The sequence below is a fragment of the Streptomyces sp. NPDC055749 genome (assembly GCF_053617235.1).
On the sequence record NZ_JBSHFH010000001.1, the window covers coordinates 244,317 to 261,887 of the forward strand.

At 71.5% G+C, this 17,571-nt stretch carries 14 protein-coding genes; 9 read left to right on the forward strand and 5 right to left on the reverse strand.

What is annotated here, in order from left to right; translation table 11 throughout:
• Positions 1-119: 119 nt before the first annotated feature.
• Positions 120-2,117, reverse strand: coding sequence for an acetate--CoA ligase (gene acs / locus ACWGO0_RS01175; protein WP_453526072.1), 1,998 nt, complete (start codon positions 2,115-2,117; stop codon positions 120-122).
• A 208-nt stretch (positions 2,118-2,325) separates the two neighbouring features.
• On the reverse strand, positions 2,326-4,851 hold the full coding sequence (locus tag ACWGO0_RS01180; RefSeq protein ID WP_453526074.1) for a bifunctional SulP family inorganic anion transporter/carbonic anhydrase: 2,526 nt from the start codon (positions 4,849-4,851) through the stop codon (positions 2,326-2,328).
• 284 nt (positions 4,852-5,135) lie between these two features.
• Between ACWGO0_RS01180 and ACWGO0_RS01185 the strand changes: the two genes are divergently transcribed.
• Positions 5,136-6,422 carry a hypothetical protein gene (locus tag ACWGO0_RS01185; RefSeq protein WP_453526077.1) on the forward strand — a complete coding sequence of 429 codons (1,287 nt, stop codon included), beginning with the start codon at positions 5,136-5,138 and terminating at the stop codon, positions 6,420-6,422.
• Positions 6,423-6,462: 40 nt separating this feature from the next.
• Here ACWGO0_RS01185 and ACWGO0_RS01190 read toward each other — a convergent pair whose 3' ends face one another.
• The gene (locus ACWGO0_RS01190; protein ID WP_453526080.1) at positions 6,463-7,458 is read right to left on the reverse strand and encodes an ATP-binding protein; all 996 of its coding nucleotides are present in this window, start codon (positions 7,456-7,458) and stop codon (positions 6,463-6,465) included.
• Between the two features lie 102 nt (positions 7,459-7,560).
• Here ACWGO0_RS01190 and ACWGO0_RS01195 point away from each other — a divergent pair, with 102 nt between their 5' ends.
• A complete protein-coding gene (locus ACWGO0_RS01195) occupies positions 7,561-8,385 on the forward strand; it encodes an oxidoreductase (RefSeq protein ID WP_453526083.1) in 825 nt (274 codons plus the stop codon).
• A gap of 401 nt (positions 8,386-8,786) precedes the next feature.
• On the opposite strand, the gene ACWGO0_RS01200 is transcribed toward ACWGO0_RS01195, so the two are convergent.
• Positions 8,787-9,626, reverse strand: a complete 840-nt coding sequence (locus ACWGO0_RS01200; protein ID WP_453526086.1) for an HAD family hydrolase — start codon at positions 9,624-9,626, stop codon at positions 8,787-8,789.
• 499 nt (positions 9,627-10,125) lie between these two features.
• Here ACWGO0_RS01200 and ssd point away from each other — a divergent pair, with 499 nt between their 5' ends.
• The 7 genes from ssd to ACWGO0_RS01235 are packed head-to-tail and all read left to right on the forward strand — an operon-like array spanning position 10,126 to position 15,133.
• The gene (gene ssd / locus ACWGO0_RS01205) at positions 10,126-11,262 is read left to right on the forward strand and encodes a septum site-determining protein Ssd (RefSeq protein ID WP_453526089.1); all 1,137 of its coding nucleotides are present in this window, start codon (positions 10,126-10,128) and stop codon (positions 11,260-11,262) included.
• Positions 11,259-12,407, forward strand: a complete 1,149-nt coding sequence (locus ACWGO0_RS01210) for a TadA family conjugal transfer-associated ATPase (RefSeq protein ID WP_453526092.1) — start codon at positions 11,259-11,261, stop codon at positions 12,405-12,407. Before ssd ends, ACWGO0_RS01210 begins: the two co-directional genes overlap by 4 nt.
• A 23-nt stretch (positions 12,408-12,430) precedes the next feature.
• On the forward strand, positions 12,431-13,267 hold the full coding sequence (locus ACWGO0_RS01215) for a type II secretion system F family protein (RefSeq protein WP_453526394.1): 837 nt from the start codon (positions 12,431-12,433) through the stop codon (positions 13,265-13,267).
• On the forward strand, positions 13,264-14,064 hold the full coding sequence (locus tag ACWGO0_RS01220; RefSeq protein WP_453526095.1) for a type II secretion system F family protein: 801 nt from the start codon (positions 13,264-13,266) through the stop codon (positions 14,062-14,064). Before ACWGO0_RS01215 ends, ACWGO0_RS01220 begins: the two co-directional genes overlap by 4 nt.
• A gap of 58 nt (positions 14,065-14,122) precedes the next feature.
• Positions 14,123-14,359 carry a DUF4244 domain-containing protein gene (locus ACWGO0_RS01225; RefSeq protein WP_453526098.1) on the forward strand — a complete coding sequence of 79 codons (237 nt, stop codon included), beginning with the start codon at positions 14,123-14,125 and terminating at the stop codon, positions 14,357-14,359.
• Positions 14,346-14,729 carry a TadE family type IV pilus minor pilin gene (locus tag ACWGO0_RS01230; protein ID WP_453526101.1) on the forward strand — a complete coding sequence of 128 codons (384 nt, stop codon included), beginning with the start codon at positions 14,346-14,348 and terminating at the stop codon, positions 14,727-14,729. Before ACWGO0_RS01225 ends, ACWGO0_RS01230 begins: the two co-directional genes overlap by 14 nt.
• 23 nt (positions 14,730-14,752) lie before the next feature.
• The gene (locus tag ACWGO0_RS01235; RefSeq protein ID WP_453526104.1) at positions 14,753-15,133 is read left to right on the forward strand and encodes an Rv3654c family TadE-like protein; all 381 of its coding nucleotides are present in this window, start codon (positions 14,753-14,755) and stop codon (positions 15,131-15,133) included.
• On the opposite strand, the gene ACWGO0_RS01240 is transcribed toward ACWGO0_RS01235, so the two are convergent.
• On the reverse strand, positions 15,084-17,552 hold the full coding sequence (locus tag ACWGO0_RS01240; RefSeq protein WP_453526107.1) for a DEAD/DEAH box helicase: 2,469 nt from the start codon (positions 17,550-17,552) through the stop codon (positions 15,084-15,086). The genes ACWGO0_RS01235 and ACWGO0_RS01240 overlap by 50 nt on opposite strands.
• Between the last annotated feature and the right edge of the window lie 19 nt (positions 17,553-17,571).

The window sequence follows — 17,571 nt, forward strand, 5'->3', positions numbered from 1 at the left end:
GGAGCCGTATCGAACGATCTTCACGATAGATGCCCGAGGGGCACCCGGCGCGTTGCCGGATGCCCCTCGGGGACGTGCGTAGGGGAGTTGCCGCGGCGGTCAGCCCCGGTCAGCCCCGGTCAGTCCTCGGACGAGGAGGACGGCAGCTGCGTCGTGATCAGGTCCATCACCGTCGAGTCGGCCAGCGTGGTGACATCGCCGACCTCGCGGTTCTCGGCGACGTCGCGCAGGAGACGGCGCATGATCTTGCCGGAGCGGGTCTTGGGCAGTTCGGCGACCGGCAGGACCCGCTTGGGCTTGGCGATCGGGCCGAGCGTGGTCCCGACGTGGTTGCGCAGTTCCGCCACCAGTTCGTCGGATGCGGTGGCCGTGCCGCGCAGGATCACGAAGGCCACGATGGCCTGGCCCGTCGTCTCGTCGGCGGCGCCCACCACGGCGGCCTCGGCGACCGAGGGGTGCGACACGAGCGCGGACTCGACCTCGGTGGTCGAGATGTTGTGCCCGGAGACGAGCATGACGTCGTCGACCCGGCCCAGCAGCCAGATGTCGCCGTCCTCGTCCTTCTTGGCGCCGTCGCCCGCGAAGTACTTGCCCTCGAAGCGCGTCCAGTAGGTGTCGATGAAGCGCTGGTCGTCGCCCCAGATGGTGCGGAGCATCGACGGCCACGGCTCGGTGAGGACGAGGTAGCCGCCTCCGCCGTCCGGGACCTCGCGGGCCTCGTCGTCGACCACGGTGGCGGCGATGCCGGGCAGCGCGCGCTGCGCGGAACCGGGCTTGGTCGCCGTGACCCCGGGCAGCGGCGAGATCATCATCGCGCCGGTCTCGGTCTGCCACCAGGTGTCCACGATCGGGCACTTGTCGGCACCGATGTGCTTGCGGTACCACATCCACGCCTCGGGGTTGATCGGCTCACCGACCGAACCGAGGACGCGCAGCGACGACAGATCGAACTTGGCGGGGATGTCGTCACCCCACTTCATGAACGTACGGATCGCGGTCGGCGCGGTGTAGAGGATGGTGACGCCGTACTTCTGCACGACCTCCCAGAAGCGCCCCTGGTGCGGGGTGTCGGGCGTGCCCTCGTACATGACCTGGGTGGCGCCGTTGGCCAGCGGCCCGTAGACGATGTACGAGTGTCCGGTGACCCAGCCGATGTCGGCGGTGCACCAGTAGACGTCGGACTCCGGCTTGAGGTCGAAGACCGCGTTGTGCGTGTAGGCCGCCTGGGTGAGGTAGCCGCCCGAGGTGTGCAGGATGCCCTTCGGCTTACCCGTCGTGCCCGAGGTGTAGAGGATGAAGAGCGGGTGCTCCGCCTCGAACGCCTCGGGGGTGTGCTCGGCGGACTGCCGGGCGGTGATCTCGTGCCACCAGACGTCGCGGCCCTCGGTCCACGCCGTGTCCTGGCCGGTGCGCCGCACCACGAGGACGTGCTCGACGCTCTCGATACGGGAGACGGCGTCGTCGACCGCGGGCTTGAGCGCGGAGGGCTTGCCCCGGCGGTATCCGCCGTCGGCGGTGATGACGACCTTGGCGTCCGCGTCCTGGATGCGGGCGGCGATGGCGTCGGCGGAGAAGCCGCCGAAGACCACCGAGTGCGCGGCGCCGATGCGGGCGCAGGCCAGCATCGCGACGGCGGCCTCGGGGATCATCGGGAGATAGACGGCGACCCGGTCGCCCGCGGCCACACCGAGCTCGGTGAGGGCGTTGGCGGCGCGGGAGACCTCGTCCTTCAGCTCCGCGTAGGTGATGGCGCGGCTGTCGCCGGGCTCGCCCTCGAAGTGGATGGCGACCCGGTCGCCGTTGCCCGCTTCGACGTGGCGGTCCACGCAGTTGTACGCGACGTTGAGCTTGCCGTCCGCGAACCACTTCGCGAAGGGCGGGTTGCTCCAGTCGAGTGTCTCGGTCGGCTCGGTGGCCCAGGTCAGGCGGCGGGCCTGCTCGGCCCAGAAGCCCAACCGGTCCGCCTCGGCCTGCTCGTACGCCTGCGATGTCACGTTGGCGTTGGCGGCCAGCTCGGCAGGCGGCGCGAACTTCCGTTCTTCGCGAAGCAGGTTGGCGAGGCTTTCGTTGCTCACGACTTCTCCCAGTCCCAGGGTGTCCGTTGTGTCCCGGGGCATAGCTCATCAGGCCAAAGGCCGGGTGACAAGTGTCTGCCGGGAATTGGTTTAGACCTGTGTTCTCGTGTATGGGGCCACCGGCCCCGCTTCCGCACGCAGCGCTGTGCGGCGCGAAAGCGGGACCACAAGGTCTCACGGACCGGGCTGGCGTGCGGTTCAGGCCGACGTGCTGTTCACGTGGGCGTGTTGTTCAGGTGGGCGTTTCGGTTCAGGCGTCGAGGGCGGTGCTGAGGTCGGCGCCCGGGCCGACCCGGTCGAAGACCTCGTCGGGGCCCGTACCCGCGCTGGCTCCCTCGGCCAGCAGATAGGCCTGTGCCTCGCCCACGTGGAAGTACATGCCGTGCAGTTCCAGCGTGCCGTCCGCCAGTCGGCGCGCGACCGACTCGTGCGCCCGCAGATGGTCCAACTGCTGGACCACATTGGTGAGGCAGAGCTGCTCCACCGCATCGGCGGGCAGCCGGCCGGAGATCCGGGCCCAGGAGTGGTGGCGCGAGCCCATCCGCTCCAGGCTCGGCAGGCCGTGCCGCAGCCAGCGCCACAGAGGCGTGCGGGGGGTGGTGCGGGGCTCGGCGCTCAGCAACGCCTGCATGGCGCCGCAGCCGGAGTGTCCGCAGACGGTGATGGACCCGACCCTCAGCACATCCACCGCGTACTCGATGGCGGCGGCCACCGAGTCGTCCCCGCTCTCGGTGGTCTCCGTGTCAGGCGGGGGAACGAGATTGCCGACGTTCCGCACGGTGAAGAGGTCACCCGGGCCGCTCGACGTGATCATGCTGGTGACCAGCCGGGAGTCGGCGCAGGTGATGAAGAGCTGGGAGGGCCGCTGGCCCTCGGCGGCCAGCCGGGCCAGCTCCTCGCGCACCAGCGGGGCCGTATTGCGCTGGAACGAGCTGAGGCCGTTGAACAGGCGGTGGGCTCCTGCCGGGCGCGGCGCGCCTCCCGCTGTCCCACCCTCACCGGCGGTGTCGCCGGCGCCGCTCTTGCTGCCGCGGTAGCCGGGTCCGGATTCGCCGCGGGCCGTGGCGTCCTGCGCCGTGAACTCGGTGGCGCCCGCGGTGGTGTGCTCGGACCGGTCGTGGCAGTGGTGGTTGCGCCAGGGGGTCCAGGGGCGGCAGCAGGAGTGCGCCGCCGCGGCGGGCTCGGCGACCCGGCCGCCCGACCTGCCGGTGAAGACGACCCGGCCGCCCTGCGCGACCTGTGCGGCGCGCCAGTCCTGGATCGCCTCGAACGCCGCGTGATCCATGAAGAAGCCGTCCAGCTCGACGATCGCGTCGACCCCTTGGGGGAGCTGGCCGAGCGTCCGGCTGAGCCTCGGCACGGCCAGGAAGGTCAACTGCCCGCGGACCGTGACCAGATGGCGGCCGTCCTGCTCCGTCACGGTGATTCTCGTGCGGGCCAGCCGGTGCAGTGCCACGGCCACCGCCACCGCGATGCCGAGCACCACGCCCTTCAGTACGCCGAAGACGATCACGCCGGTGATCGTCGCCCCGTACACCAGGAATTCGCGGTGCCTGTGGACGTTACGGATGTGGGCGAAGCTCACCATCTGGATGCCGACCATCATGACCAGCGCGGCGAGCGCGGCCAGCGGGATCCATTCCAGCACTGTGACCAGCAGGGCGGCGGCCAGCAGTACCCAGAGGCCGTGCAGCACGGTGGCGGCGCGGCCGGTCGCCCCGGCCCGTACATTCGCCGAACTGCGCACGGCGCCACCGGAGATCGGCAGTCCGCCGAGCAGCCCGGCCAGCGAGTTGGCGATGCCCTGGCCGCGCAGCTCGCGGTCGAGATCGGAGCGCCTGACCGGCTCGTGACCGGACGGTCCGCCGCCCGGGGAGTCGGCCGCCCGGTCCGCCGCCATCTTGTCCACGGCGACCGCCGCGAGCAGTGACTCCAGACTGGCGACCAGCATGACGGTGAACACGGCGGTGGCCAGGGCGAGAACGGGGCCCTGCGGAAGCTCGGGCAGGGCGTGCGAGCGCCAGGACGGGAGGTCGACCCGGGCGATCCCCGGCGTCGCGAGTGCGGCCACCGCGGTCGCGATCGCCACGGAGGCCAGCGCCGCCGGAATCTTCCGCACCAGGTGCCCGGCACGCCCCGGGAGGCGTGGCCACAGTACGAGGACGGCGATGGTCAGCGAACCGATGAGCGGTGCGGCAGGACTGAGCCGTTCCAACTGGGCGGGCAGGCCCAGGGCGTTGTCGACGGCGGCGCTCTGGGGCGAGCCGCCGAGCACGATGTGCAGCTGGGCCAGGGCGATGGCCACACCGATCCCGGCGAGTGTGCCGTGCACGATGGCGGGACTGACGGCGAGCGCGCTGCGGGCCGCTTTGAGCGAGCCCAGCAGGATCTGCAGAAGCCCGGCGCCGATGGTGATCGCGCAGGTGGTCCGCCAGCCGTAGATCTGGATCAACTCGGCGGTGACGACGGTCAGTCCGGCGGAGGGGCCGCTGACCTGAAGAGGGGTGCCGCCGAGCAGTCCGGCGACGATGCCGCCGATGGCCGCGGAGACCAGACCGGCCTCAAGAGGGGCGTCCATGGCGACGGCGAGGCCGAGCGACATGGGCACCGCGATGAGGAAGACGGTGATCGACGCCGACAGGTCGGCGCCGGCGATACGGAATCGGCGTCCACCGGGCGGTGGCGGCGGGCTGTGCGGTCGCTTGATTCCCGAGGCCCGTGAAGGACGGGGGCTGCGGGATGTGTGGTCATTGCGGGTGGGGACGCATGCAGACATGTTCCCGTCTCCTCCGGGGCAGCGCGGTCGCGGAATGTGGGGGACGCGGCCGTGGGTCACGGCGTGCAGCGGCGGGATTTCTCAACTCTCAGTAAACGAATCGTAATGCAGAGTAAAGATATGTGTCCCTGATCTGGGGCAAATGGCCCTCCAGCCCACCCAATCGGGTGAATATGCAGCTTTTCATTCGGCCTGTCGTCCTGGTTCCTCGGGACTGCGTGCGACGTTGGCCGCGCCGTGTCGGCACTTCGACGCAAATAACCTGCAAGGAAGAGGGTGGGCGGATGATGGCCGCCACGAAGAGGATCGTCATGGGTGTCATGGCGACGGCACTGGCCGCGGGTCTGGCAGGCTGCGCCGGCTCCGGTACGGGATCGTCCGGTTCCGGCCCCGAGAAGGCCGGGAAGGGGGCCCACGGGCCGAAGGAGGACGTGCCCGCCGCTGCCCCCGAGAACAAGGTCCAGCTCATCGGCGACGGCTCCACCGCCTTCACCGGGGTGCAGCCGAAACTTCCCACCGCCGAGCGTCTGGCGCCCGGTCAGAAGCCCCCGCAGTTCGTGGTGTTCTCCTGGGACGGCGCGGGTGAGGACAGCCAGAAGCTGTTCTCGCACTTCCGCGGGGTCGCCAAGAAGAACAACGCGACCATGACGTACTTCCTCAGTGGCGTGTACCTGCTGCCAGAGGAGAAGCGGCACCTCTACAACCCGCCCCAGCACTCGGCGGGCCGCTCCGACATCGGCTTCAACGACACCAAGGGCATTCGCGACACCCTCACCGAGCTGCGCGCCGCCTGGCAGGACGGCAACGAGATCGGCACCCACTTCAACGGCCACTTCTGCGGCAAGGACGGCGGAGTCGGGACCTGGTCCGTCGAGGAGTGGAAGAGCGAGATCCGCCAGGCGAAGTCCTTCGTGCAGAGCTGGAAGTCCAACACTCCGGCCCTCAAGGCCGAGGCGCCGCTGCCCTTCGACTACGACAAGGAACTCGTCGGCGCTCGCACCCCCTGTCTGGAAGGGCAGGAGAACATGGTCGCCGCAGCCCGGACGATGGGCTTCCGGTACGACTCCAGCGGCGTGGGCAACCAGGTCTGGCCCAAGAAGAAGGGCGGCGTCTGGGATATTCCGCTCCAGCTCGTCCCCGTACCCGGCCGCGCCTTCGAGACGCTCTCGATGGACTACAACTTCATGTTCAACCAGTCCGGCACGACGCAGGGCGACCCCGCCAAGCACGAGTACTGGGGCAACCAGATGCGTGACGGCCTGATCCAGGCCTTCGACCGCTCGTACGACGGCAACCGGGCACCGCTGATCATCGGCAACCACTTCGAGTCCTGGAACGGCGGCACGTACATGCGCGCCATCGAGGAGACGATCGAGACGGTCTGCCCCAAGGAGGGCGTGCGCTGCGTCTCCTTCCGGCAGCTCGCCGACTGGCTCGACGCTCAGGACCCGGCGACGCTGGCCAAGCTCGGCACGCTCGGCGTCGGCGAGGCACCCAAGGAGAGCTGGGCCACCTATCTCGGCGGCCCGGCGTCAGCCGGAAAGCCGGCTGCCGGGCCCGACGCCGGATAAGGCCGCTGCCTCACCCGACGCCGAGCTCATCCGGCCACGGTCACGCGGGCTGAGCGACGCCCGTCTGCGCGAACCGCTCGTCGAGCACGAAGGCGGGGTCGACCTGGGCTGCCAGGTCGGCGCCCGTCTTCGCGTTGCCCCAGCTCTCCGCGTTCTTGAGATGGAAGTGCACCATCTGGCGCGTGTAACGCTCCCAGTCGCGCTGCGCGTACGAATCCTCCGCGGCGTTCTGCAGGGACTGAAGCGCCATCCGGTTGTCCGCCTCCAGCAGGTCGAACCGGGATGGCCGGCCCTTCTCCATCGAGCGGACCCAGTCGGAGTGGCCGACACCCACCAGCAGGTCGTCGCCCACCTCCGCGCGCAGGAACTCCAGATCGTCCTGGCACTGGACCTTGTTGCCGACCACCCTCAGTGCGACACCGAAGTCCCGCGCGTACTCCTTGTACTGGCGGTAGACCGAGACGCCCTTCCGGGTCGGCTCCGCGACGAGGAACGTCATGTCGAAGCGGGTGAACATCCCGGAGGCGAACGAGTCCGAGCCCGCGGTCATGTCGACCACCACGTACTCGTCCGGGCCGTCGACCAGATGGTTGAGGCACAGCTCGACGGCCCCGACCTTGGAGTGGTAGCAGGCCACGCCCAGGTCGGACTCGGTGAACGGGCCGGTGGCCATCAGCCGGATCTCCCCGTCGTCGAGCAGGACCGTACGCGCGCAGGCGTCGTAGACCGGGTTGTCCTCGCAGACACGCAGGAGCCGCGAGCCCTCGCCGGGCGGCGTCGTCTTGATCATCGTCTCGGCGGAGGCGATCCGTGGGTTGCTGCCGCGCAGATAGTCCTTGATGAGGGGGAGCTGCGCGCCCATGGCGGGCAGGGTCGCGGCCTCCTCATCGTCGAGGCCGAGCGCGGCTCCCAGGTGCTGGTTGATGTCGGCGTCCACTGCGACGACATGGGCTTCATTGGCAGCGAGGTGGCGGATGAAGAGCGAGGACAGCGTTGTCTTGCCGCTGCCGCCCTTCCCCACGAAAGCGATCTTCATGTTCACCTAGGGTAGTGGTGCGATCGCAGTGCGCTGTCACACTTCGTGAAGAAGACCACTCCAAGGCGGTAAGGGTGTAGGGGGCGCGTAGCCTCGCTACCTATGAGTACGACTGCCTCAGATCCGCTTGCCGCGCTGGCCGCCCTGCCCGGCGTCACCGATGCCGTGGACTCCGTACGCAAGGCCGTGGACCGGGTCTACGGCCACCGTGTCATGCGTCGCCGGAGCAACGAGGTCACCGCGGAGGCGGCGCTGCGCGGCGCCCGCGGCTCCGCGGCGCTCTCCGGAGCCGACTGGAACCTGGAGGAGGTGCGCCGGCGCACCGACTTCAGGGGTGACGACGAGGCCCGGACGATCGGCGCGGCTCTGCGGCTGACCGCCGAAGCGGGTCAACTGCTGTCCATCTGGCGGCAGTCGCCCCTCCGGGTCCTGGCGCGTCTGCACCTGGTCGCGGCCGGTGGCGCCTCTCCCGACGATGCCGTAGGACGGCCGCGACTGGCGGGTGAAGCCGTCGACGAGCCGTTGATCGAGGCTCCGCTGCCGGACGCCGGCGAGGTCGCCGGACGGCTGGAAGGGCTCTCCCAGCTGATCATCGCGGGGAGTGCGGCGCCGGCCCTGGTCTCGGCGGCGGTCGTGCACGGTGAGCTGCTGGCCCTGCGCCCGTTCAGCTCCCGCAACGGCCTGGTCGCGCGGACGGCGGAGCGGATCGTGCTGATCGGCAGCGGCCTCGACCCGAAGTCGATCTGCCCGGCCGAGGTCGGGCATGCGGAGCAGGGCCGAGCGGCGTATGTGGCGGCCTTTGAGGGCTATCTGGCGGGGACGCCGGAGGGCGTCGCGGCCTGGATCGCGCACTGCGGTCGTGCGGTGGAGCTCGGTGTGCGGGAGTCGACGGCTGTGTGCGAGGCGCTGCAGCGCGGCGCCGCGTGACGAGCTGACTGCGGCTGCAGGGTCAGGAAAGGGTTGCGGCGGTACCGGAATCGGTACCGCCGCTGGCATGTCCACCGGGTTACCAAGCGTCCTCGATAAATGCCCATCAGGTCGGGTACTTCGCCCGTGCCCTGGTGCGGCTGGCCCGTAATCGACGGGTCGACGTCGCGTGGGTGCTCGGCTTTCATGCGCGGTCCGTGGGGCCATCCTGCGGTTGAAGGTAATCCTCTCGGATGTCCTTGGTCTCGCGGGCCGTTGAGTCCTTTCTACTCCCCTGGGAGAGGAAGGGAAAGTGCTGGCTCGACTTCTTTACTTTTGGGTTCAAATACGGGCGAGTAGGGCGCCTGGTGTCGCAGGCGGTTGTGAGGCGGCCCCGGGGCGTAGGGGCCGAGGGGCCGGGGTCAGGTGGCGAGCGTGGCCGCGCGGCGGCGGCTGGTGTACCAGACGAGTCCCGCGGTGACGGCCGCCGCGCCCACTGCCGCCGCTGCCACGAGCGCCGGACGCGGAGGCATCGAGAAGGCGGGCAGTCGCTGCTTGAGCCGGACCGGCCGGTCGAAGACGAGAATCGGCCACTCCCGGATGGTCGCCTCACGCCGGAGCGCACGGTCCGGATTGACCGCGTGCGGGTGTCCGACCGACTCCAGCATCGGCACATCGGTCGCGGAGTCGCTGTACGCGTAGCAGCGCGACAGGTCGTACCCCTCCGACACCGCGAGCGCCTTGACCGCTTCGGCCTTCGTCGGTCCGTAGGCGTAGTACTCGACCTCGCCGGTGAAGCAGCCGTCGTCGCCGACGACCATCCTGGTGGCGACGACCCGGTCCGCGCCCAGCAGTTCCCCGATCGGTTCGACCACCTCCGCGCCCGACGTGGACACGATGACCACATCGCGTCCCGCGGTGTGGTGCTCCTCGATGAGCGTGGCGGCCTCGTCGTAGATGATCGGGTCGATCAGGTCGTGAAGGGTCTCGGCGACGATCTCCTTGACCTGCTCGACGTTCCATCCTTTGCAGAGCGCGGAGAGGTATTCGCGCATCCGCTCCATCTGATCGTGATCGGCGCCTCCGGCAAGGAAGACGAACTGTGCGTACGCAGTGCGCAGTACGGCACGGCGGTTGATCAGTCCGCCTTGGTAGAAGGACTTGCTGAAGGTCAGCGTCGATGACTTCGCAATGACCGTCTTGTCCAGGTCAAAGAAGGCTGCTGTGCGCGGCGAGAAGCAGTTTTCCACAAGGCTGAGCATAGGGGCCCACCATTCGGCGTAAACTCTGGCGTGTGGGTTTGCCTGAGAAGGCTCTCGGGTACACCATGGAAGTCACGGATCGTTCGCGACCGTGCTAACCCGGTCCGACTCCTCCCCCCCCGAGTCGGCCGTGGGGACGACCCCCGCTCTCCCCCCCGGCGGGGGTCGTCGCATGTCCGGACGCGTTTTTGCCGCCCGGAATCAAGCTCTCCGCCCTTCTCCCGGCCGCGACGGCCCGGCTCCGCGTGAGACTTCCTTCAGCTTGACTCGTCACGGTGCGTTACGGAAGAGCTGCGCTCGGAAGTCGCCGGTATGGGTTACCGAGATATTCACAACGCTGAAGTTGTCCACAGTTTTGCAGCAAGATCCACATGTTTTTCCGAAGCGCTGCACGGTGATTCCACCCGTGAAGTCCACGGGTTCCGGAATCGCGCATCTCGGAACGCTCCGAGATCGCCGCGAACCGTACTGAAGGAGCAGTGAGAAGGGGGCGGAGATCGTGGCTGGATCCCTCGCACGAGAAGGTCTGCCGAGCTCGGAAGGGCATCGGGGCGGGCCGTTGATCGTGACGGAAGACGTGGAGTTGCTCGACGATCTGCTGAGGCTCTGCGCGGCGGCCGGAGCGGAGCCGGAAGTTCATTACGGGCCGCCCGAACGCAGGGGCGGCTGGGAGCAGGCTCCGATGGTTCTGGTGGGCGACGATGCCGCCCCGCGGTGTCGTGGAGTCGCCCGCAGGCGTGGCGTGATGCTCGTCGGACGGGACCAGGACGCGCCGGACGTCTGGCGTCAGGCGGTGGAGATCGGGGCCGAATATGTCCTGCGGCTGCCCGATTCGGAAGGCTGGCTGGTCGATCAGATCGCCAACGCTTCGGAGGGCGTGGGCCGTCCCGCGCTGACCGTCGGAGTGATGGGCGGGAGGGGCGGCTCCGGCGCATCCACGCTGGCCTGTGCGCTCGCGGTGACCGCCGCCAGGTCCGGCCGGCGGACCATGCTGATCGACGGCGACCCGCTCGGCGGCGGCATCGACGTGCTGCTCGGCGGTGAACGGGCCGAAGGGATGAGGTGGCCGGATTTCGCCCAGTCCAAAGGGCGGGTGGGCGGCGGCGCACTGGAGGACTCGCTGCCCGCGCTGCACGGGCTGCGGGTGCTGAGCTGGGGCCGGGACGACGAGGTGGTCATCCCGCCGCAGGCCATAAGGGCCGTGCTGGCCGCCGCGCGCAGACTCGGTGGCGTGGTCGTCGTGGATCTGCCGCGCAGGGTCGACGAAGGCGTGGCCGAGGCGCTGGCCCAGCTGGATCTCGGACTGCTGGTGGTGCCCGGCGAACTGCGGGCGGTCGCGGCGGCCCAGCGGGTGGCGTCGATGGCCGGAATGGTTCTGGAGGACCTGCGGGTCGTCGCGCGCGGCCCGTACGCGGCGGGCCTGGACGAGCGGTGGGTGGCCAGGGCGCTGGGGCTGCCGCTCGTCGGTGAACTGCCGTGGGAGACGGGGCTGCCGGCGGCTCAGGACGACGGTGCGCCGCCGGGCAGCGCGGTGCGGGGGCCGCTGGCCCGGTTCTGTACGGCCTTCTGGGAGCGGGCGGGCGCCGCCGGTGGCGGGAGCCTCGCCGCCGGGCTTCCCGGTGGAGGTGTGTCATGACGGAGGCCCTGCTCGACGCCGTGCGGCAGCGGCTGGCCCGCAGCGGTGCGGCGCCGACTCCGGCCGGGGTTGCGGCTGCCCTGCGCGCGCAGGGGCGGCTCCTCGGGGATACGGAAGTGCTCGGCGCGGCCGAGGAGTTGCGGGGCGAGCTGATCGGCACCGGGGTGCTGGAGCCGCTGCTCGCCGATCCTGCGGTGACCGATGTGCTGGTGTCCGCGCCTGACCGGGTCTGGGTGGACCGGGGCGGCGGGCTCGAACTGACCGGAGTCACCTTCGCGGACGCGGCTGCCGTACGCAGGCTGGCGCAGCGGCTCGCGGCCGTTGCCGGGCGGCGTCTGGACGATGCCAGGCCCTGGGTGGACGCGCGGCTGCCGGACGGGACCCGGATGCACGCGGTGCTGCCACCGGTGTCCGTCGGCTCGACCTGCCTGTCCTTGCGGGTCGTGCGGCCCAGGGCGTTCGCGCTGACGGAGCTGGTCGGGGCGGGGACGGTGCCGCCGGGCGGGGACCGGGTGCTGCGGGCCCTGGTGGAGGCGCGGGTCTCGTATCTGATCAGCGGAGGGACGGGCGCTGGGAAGACGACGTTGCTGTCGAGCCTCCTGGGGGCTGTCGGGGAGCAGGAGCGGATCGTGCTCGCCGAGGATTCGGCCGAGTTGCGGCCGGACCATCCTCACGTGGTGCGCCTGGAGTCGCGCCCCGCCAACCAGGAGGGCGCGGGTCGCGTGACGCTGCGGGACCTGGTGCGGCAGGCGTTGCGGATGCGGCCCGACCGCCTGGTGGTGGGGGAGGTGCGAGGCGCCGAGGTGACGGAGTTGCTGGCCGCGCTGAACACCGGCCACGAGGGCGGGTGCGGCACGGTGCACGCCAACGCCGCCGAACACGTGCCGGCCCGTCTGGAAGCCCTGGGGACGGCCGCGGGTCTCGATCGGACTGCCCTGCACAGCCAGTTGGCGGCTGCGCTGTCGGTGGTGGTCCACCTGGTGCGGGACCGGGGCGGGCAGCGGCGGCTCGCCGAGGTGCATGTGCTGGAGCGGGACGCGGCGGGGCTGGTGGTGACCGTGCCCGCGCTGCGCTGGGGCGCCGACGGGTTCGTACGGGAGCGGGGCTGGGAGCGGCTGAGTTCGCTGATCGGGGGTGCGCTGTGACAGGCGTGGGGCCGGGGTACGCGATGTACGCGTCAGCGGTGTGCGCGGGGATGGCGGCCTGGACGGCCGCCCAGCGGGAACCGGCGCCGCGTCGGGCGCGGGTGCTGTTCGCGGACGGTGCGCCGGAGCCGAATCGGCTGGGGGCGTGGTGGTCGGCGGCGCCGGTGTTCTTCCGTGGGCGGCGCGAGTGGCTGTGCGCTCCGGTGGCGGTGTTGCTGGCCGTGCTGGGCGAGTCGGTGCTGCCGTTGGTCGCGGGGGTCGTGGCGGTGCCGCTCGTGAGGCGGTGGCTGCGCGAGCGGTCGCGGCGACGGGGGCGGGAGCGCGCGGCGGATGCGGTGATGGGGCTGTGCGGTGCGGTGGTCGGGGAGCTGCGGGCGGGGCGTGAGCCCGGGCAGGCGTTGCTGGTTGCCGCCCGTGACTCGGGGGAGGCGCTGGGCGGGGCCGAGGCCGCCGTGCTGGCTGCCGCGCGGTTCGGCGGGGATGTGCCGGCCGCGCTGCGGCAGGCCGCGGGTACGCCGGGGCGTGACGGGCTTGCCGGGGTGGCGGCGTGCTGGCGGGTCGCGGTGGACGGCGGAGCGGGGCTCGCGGCCGGACTCGACCGCCTGGAGGGCGCGTTACGGGCGGACAGGCGACGGCGGGAGGAGTTGCGGGCCCAGCTGGCGGGCGCCTGGTCGACGGTCGTTGTGCTGGCCCTCCTGCCGGTTGCGGGGCTGGGGCTGGGTGCCGCACTCGGGGCCGACCCGTTGCGGGTCCTGCTGCACAGCCCGGGCGGGCTGGCCTGCCTGGCGGCGGGCGGGCTGCTGGAGACGGCGGGCCTGGTGTGGGCCCGGCGGATCGTCAGGGCCGGTGAGGCGGTGTGAACGGGGTGACAGGGGGCGCCGTCCACACCCTGGGGATCGTCGGGACGGTGGTGTGCACGGTCGCGTATCTGGCCCTCGCCGTGGCGGGACGGCGGCGGGAGCGGGCGGTGCGCGGACGTGGCGCGCTGCTGCTGGCGGTCGGTGCGGGGAAGCGGCGCCGGTGGCGGGCGGGCGTCGGTGTCGGTGCCGGTGCGCGGAGGTGGGCGGCGCCGTTGGGGGCCGCGGCGACCGGCTGGGTTCTGGTCGGCGGGCTGCCGGGGTGTGTGGCCGCGGTCGCCGCTGCGTACGGGACGTGGCGCTGGCAGCGGTCGCGGAGGGCCCGTGATGCGGGCGCTGCCGTTGCGGAGACCGCTGAGACGGCGCGGCAACTTCCTCTTGCCGCCGATCTGCTGGCGGCCTGCCTGTCGGCCGGGGCCGGTCCACGGGAGGCGGCGGAGGCGGTGGGTGAGTCCATGGGCGGCCCGGTCGGTGACCGGCTGGCCAGGACGGCCGCGGAGATCCGGCTCGGGGGTGAACCGGCCGAGGCGTGGGGGCGGTTGGCGGAAATACCGGGCGCGGGGCCGCTGGCCCGCTGCCTGGACCGGGCCGGATCGACCGGAGCGCCGGCGGCGGAACCGGTCGCCCGGCTGGCGGAGGCGATGCGTGCCGAACGGTCGAGTGCCGCCGTGGCCCGTGCCCAGCGTGCCGGCGTGCTGATCACGGCACCGGTCGGGCTGTGCTTTCTGCCGGCCTTCCTGGCGATCGGAGTGGCACCGGTGGTGATCGGGCTGGCGACCGGACTGCTGGACGCGGGCTGACGCGAGTCGGTCCACAAGAAATCGACATATCTGTTTCGGGTCTACGTCGGGGGTTGAAATGAACAGGAACTTCATGGAGCGGGCGCTCGGGACGGTGCGCCGGGTACGGGCCGGCGGACGGGGGTGGCTGGGCAGGTTCGGCCGGTCGGACCGTGGGATGACGACTTCCGAGTACGCGGTGGGGACGATCGCGGCCTGCGGGTTCGCCGCGGTGCTCTACAAGGTCGTGACCAGTGGGCCCGTGCTCTCGGCGATGCAGTCGTTGATCAAGGACGCGCTCGATGCGAAGTTCTGAGGCCGGGCGGGACCACAAGAACCGCCGGGACCGGGGTGCTGTGACGGCGGAGGCGGCGATGGTCATTCCCGCGCTTGTCGCCTTCGCGCTGGTCCTGGTCTGGGCCCTGGTGGCCGCCGCATCCCAGATCCGGTGCGTGGACGCGGCACGGGCGGGGGCACGGGCAGCGGCCCGTTCCGAGCCGGCGGCGGCGGTCCTGGAGGCGGCGCGGTCGGCCGCGCCCGGGCGGGCGCGGGTCGAGGTGGAGCGCTCGGGGGAGCTGTGGCGGGTCCGTGTGGAGGCGCCGGCACCGGGGCCCGGACCGCTGGCGCTCACCTTGAGCGCCGAGGCGGCGGCGTTGGCCGAGGACACGGTGGGGGTGGCGCGGTGAGGGGGCGCCGACGGAATCGGCTCGTGACCGGCACCGCCACCGGCACCGGCACCGGTCCCGGGGATCAGGGGCTGGCGACGGTGTGGGTGGCGATGACCACGGCCACCCTGTGCGCGGTGTTCGCGGTGGTGCTCGCCCTGGGGCAGGCGGTGGAGGCCCGGCACCGGGCGGGCGGCGCGGCGGACCTGGCGGCCCTCGCCGCGGCCGACCGTGCCCTCCAGGGCGTGGCAGCCGCCTGCGAGGCGGCGGGGCGGGTGGCCCGGGCGCAGGACGCGGTGGTGGTGCGGTGCGCGGTGCGGGGAGAGATCGCCGATGTGACCGCCCGCGCCCGCTTCGGCCCGTACGAACCGTCGGTCAGGTCCCGGGCGGGGCCGCCGGGGGAGCGGCTCGCAGGAGTTCGGTGAGGAGGCGTACGGCGCCGCGCTTGTGCAGGGGTTCGTTTCCGTTGCCGCACTTGGGGGACTGGATGCACGACGGGCAGCCCGCCTCGCACTCGCAGGACGCGATGGCCTCACGGGTCGCCGTCAGCCACGTCCGTGCGGTGTGGAAGGCGCGCTCGGCGAATCCGGCGCCGCCCGGGTGACCGTCGTAGACGAACACGGTCGGCAGCAGGGTGTCCGGATGGAGCGGCACGGAGACCCCGCCGATGTCCCAGCGGTCGCAGGTGGCGAAGAGCGGGAGCATTCCGATCGACGCGTGCTCGGCGGCGTGCAGAGCGCCGCCGAGGATCTCCGGATTGATCCGGGCGGCATCGAGCTGGTCCTCGGTGACGGTCCACCACACGGCGCGGGTGCGCAGGGTGCGGGGCGGCAGGTCGAGCTTGGTCTCGCCCATCACCTCCCCGGTCATCACCCTGCGGCGCAGGAAGGAGACGACCTGGTTGGTGACCTCCACCGAGCCGTAACAGAGCCGTCCGTCGCCCCACGGGATCTCGGTGTCGGTCTCCAGGACGGAGATGGCGGTGGTGTCGCGTGCGGTGGTCGAGTACGGCGGGTTCGCCTCCTCGACGAGGGCCACCGAGTCCTCCAGATCCAGTTTCCGCACCAGGTAGGTGCGGCCCTGGTGGAGGTGGACCGCGCCCTCGTGGACGGCGGTGTGCGCGGCCGATTCGTCGACCGTGCCGAGCAGGCGGCCGGTGCCCTCCTCGACGATCTGGACCGGACGGCCGCCCTCGCCCCGGATGTCGGTGAGGTCGGCAGCCCGCTCCCGGCGGGTCCAGTGCCAGCCAGAAGGCCGTTTCCGCAGCAGTTTCGCGGCCTCCAGCTGAGGCAGCAGACCGGGCACGGCGGGGCCGAAGAGCGCGAGGTCGGGTTCGGTGAGCGGAAGCTCGGCGGCTGCCGCGCACAGATGGGGGGCGAGGACGTACGGGTTGTCCGGGTCGAGGACGGTCGACTCCACCGGCTGCCGGAACAGCGCCTCGGGGTGGTGGACCAGGTAGGTGTCCAGCGGATCGTCCCGGGCGACCAGGACGGCGAGCGCACCCTGCCCGGAGCGTCCGGCCCGGCCCGCCTGCTGCCACAGGGAGGCCCTGGTGCCCGGGTAGCCGGCGATGACGACGGCATCCAGGCCCGAGACGTCGATGCCCAGTTCCAGGGCGGTGGTGGCGGCCAGGCCGAGCAGCTCTCCGGAGTGCAGGGCGCGTTCCAGGGCGCGGCGTTCCTCGGGGAGGTAGCCGCCGCGATACGCGGCGACCCGCTTGGGCAGCGAGCGGTCCACCTCGGCCAAGCGTTCCTTCGCGATCACGGAGATGAGCTCGGCGCCACGCCGGGAGCGTACGAAAGCCACCGAGCGGACCCCCTGGAGGGTCAGGTCGGTGAGGAGGTCGGCGGTCTCGGCCGTGGCGGTACGGCGTACGGGCGCGCCCTTCTCGCCGTGGAGCTCGGTCAGCGGGGGTTCCCAGAGGGCGAAGACCAGCTCGCCGCGCGGCGAGGCGTCGTCGGAGACCTCCTTGACGGGGAGGCCGGTGAGACGGCCCGCGGCGACCGAGGGGTCCGCCGCTGTGGCGGAGGCGAGGAGGAAGACCGGATCGGAGCCGTAACGGGCGCACAGGCGGCGCAGGCGCCTCAGCACCTGGGCGACGTGGGAGCCGAAGACGCCCCGGTAGGTGTGGCACTCGTCGATGACGACGAAGCGCAGGGCGCGCAGGAACGAGGACCAGCGGGGATGGGAGGGCAGGATTCCGCGGTGCAGCATGTCGGGGTTGGTCAGGACGTAGTTGGCGTACTGACGCACCCATTCGCGTTCCTCGACGGGGGTGTCCCCGTCGTACACGGCGGGGCGGATCGCGTGGCCGAGCGGCGCCGCGAGCTCCTTCACGGACCGTCGCTGGTCGGCGGCGAGGGCCTTGGTGGGGGCGAGATACAGGGCGGTCGCTCCGCGGCCGTTCGGCGCCATCGAGCCGTCGAGGAGGGTGCTGAGGACCGGCGCGAGGTAGGCGAGCGACTTGCCGGACGCGGTGCCGGTGGCGATCACGACGGACTCGCCGTCCAGGGCGTAATCGGCCGCGGCGGCCTGATGTGCCCACGGATGGTCGATTCCGGCCTGCTGAATTGCCGCGATCACTTCTGGTCGGATGCGATCCGGCCAGATGGCATGGGTTCCCTCCCGCGGGGGCAAGTGCTCCGTATGAGTGATGCGCGCGGACCGGCCCGCCCCTGCGGCGAGCCGGTCGAGGACCATGGCGGGAGAGGGGCGGGAGCCCCCGCTCTCGGGCGGTCGACTGGGGCGGTGATTCTTGGCCATCGGGACCGAGTGTGTCACTGGCGTGGCGGACAATGGTCCCAAGGCGTCGTGCATGGCTGCTGGTAAGTGATTGAATGCCATCGCGGCTGGCGATCCGTCC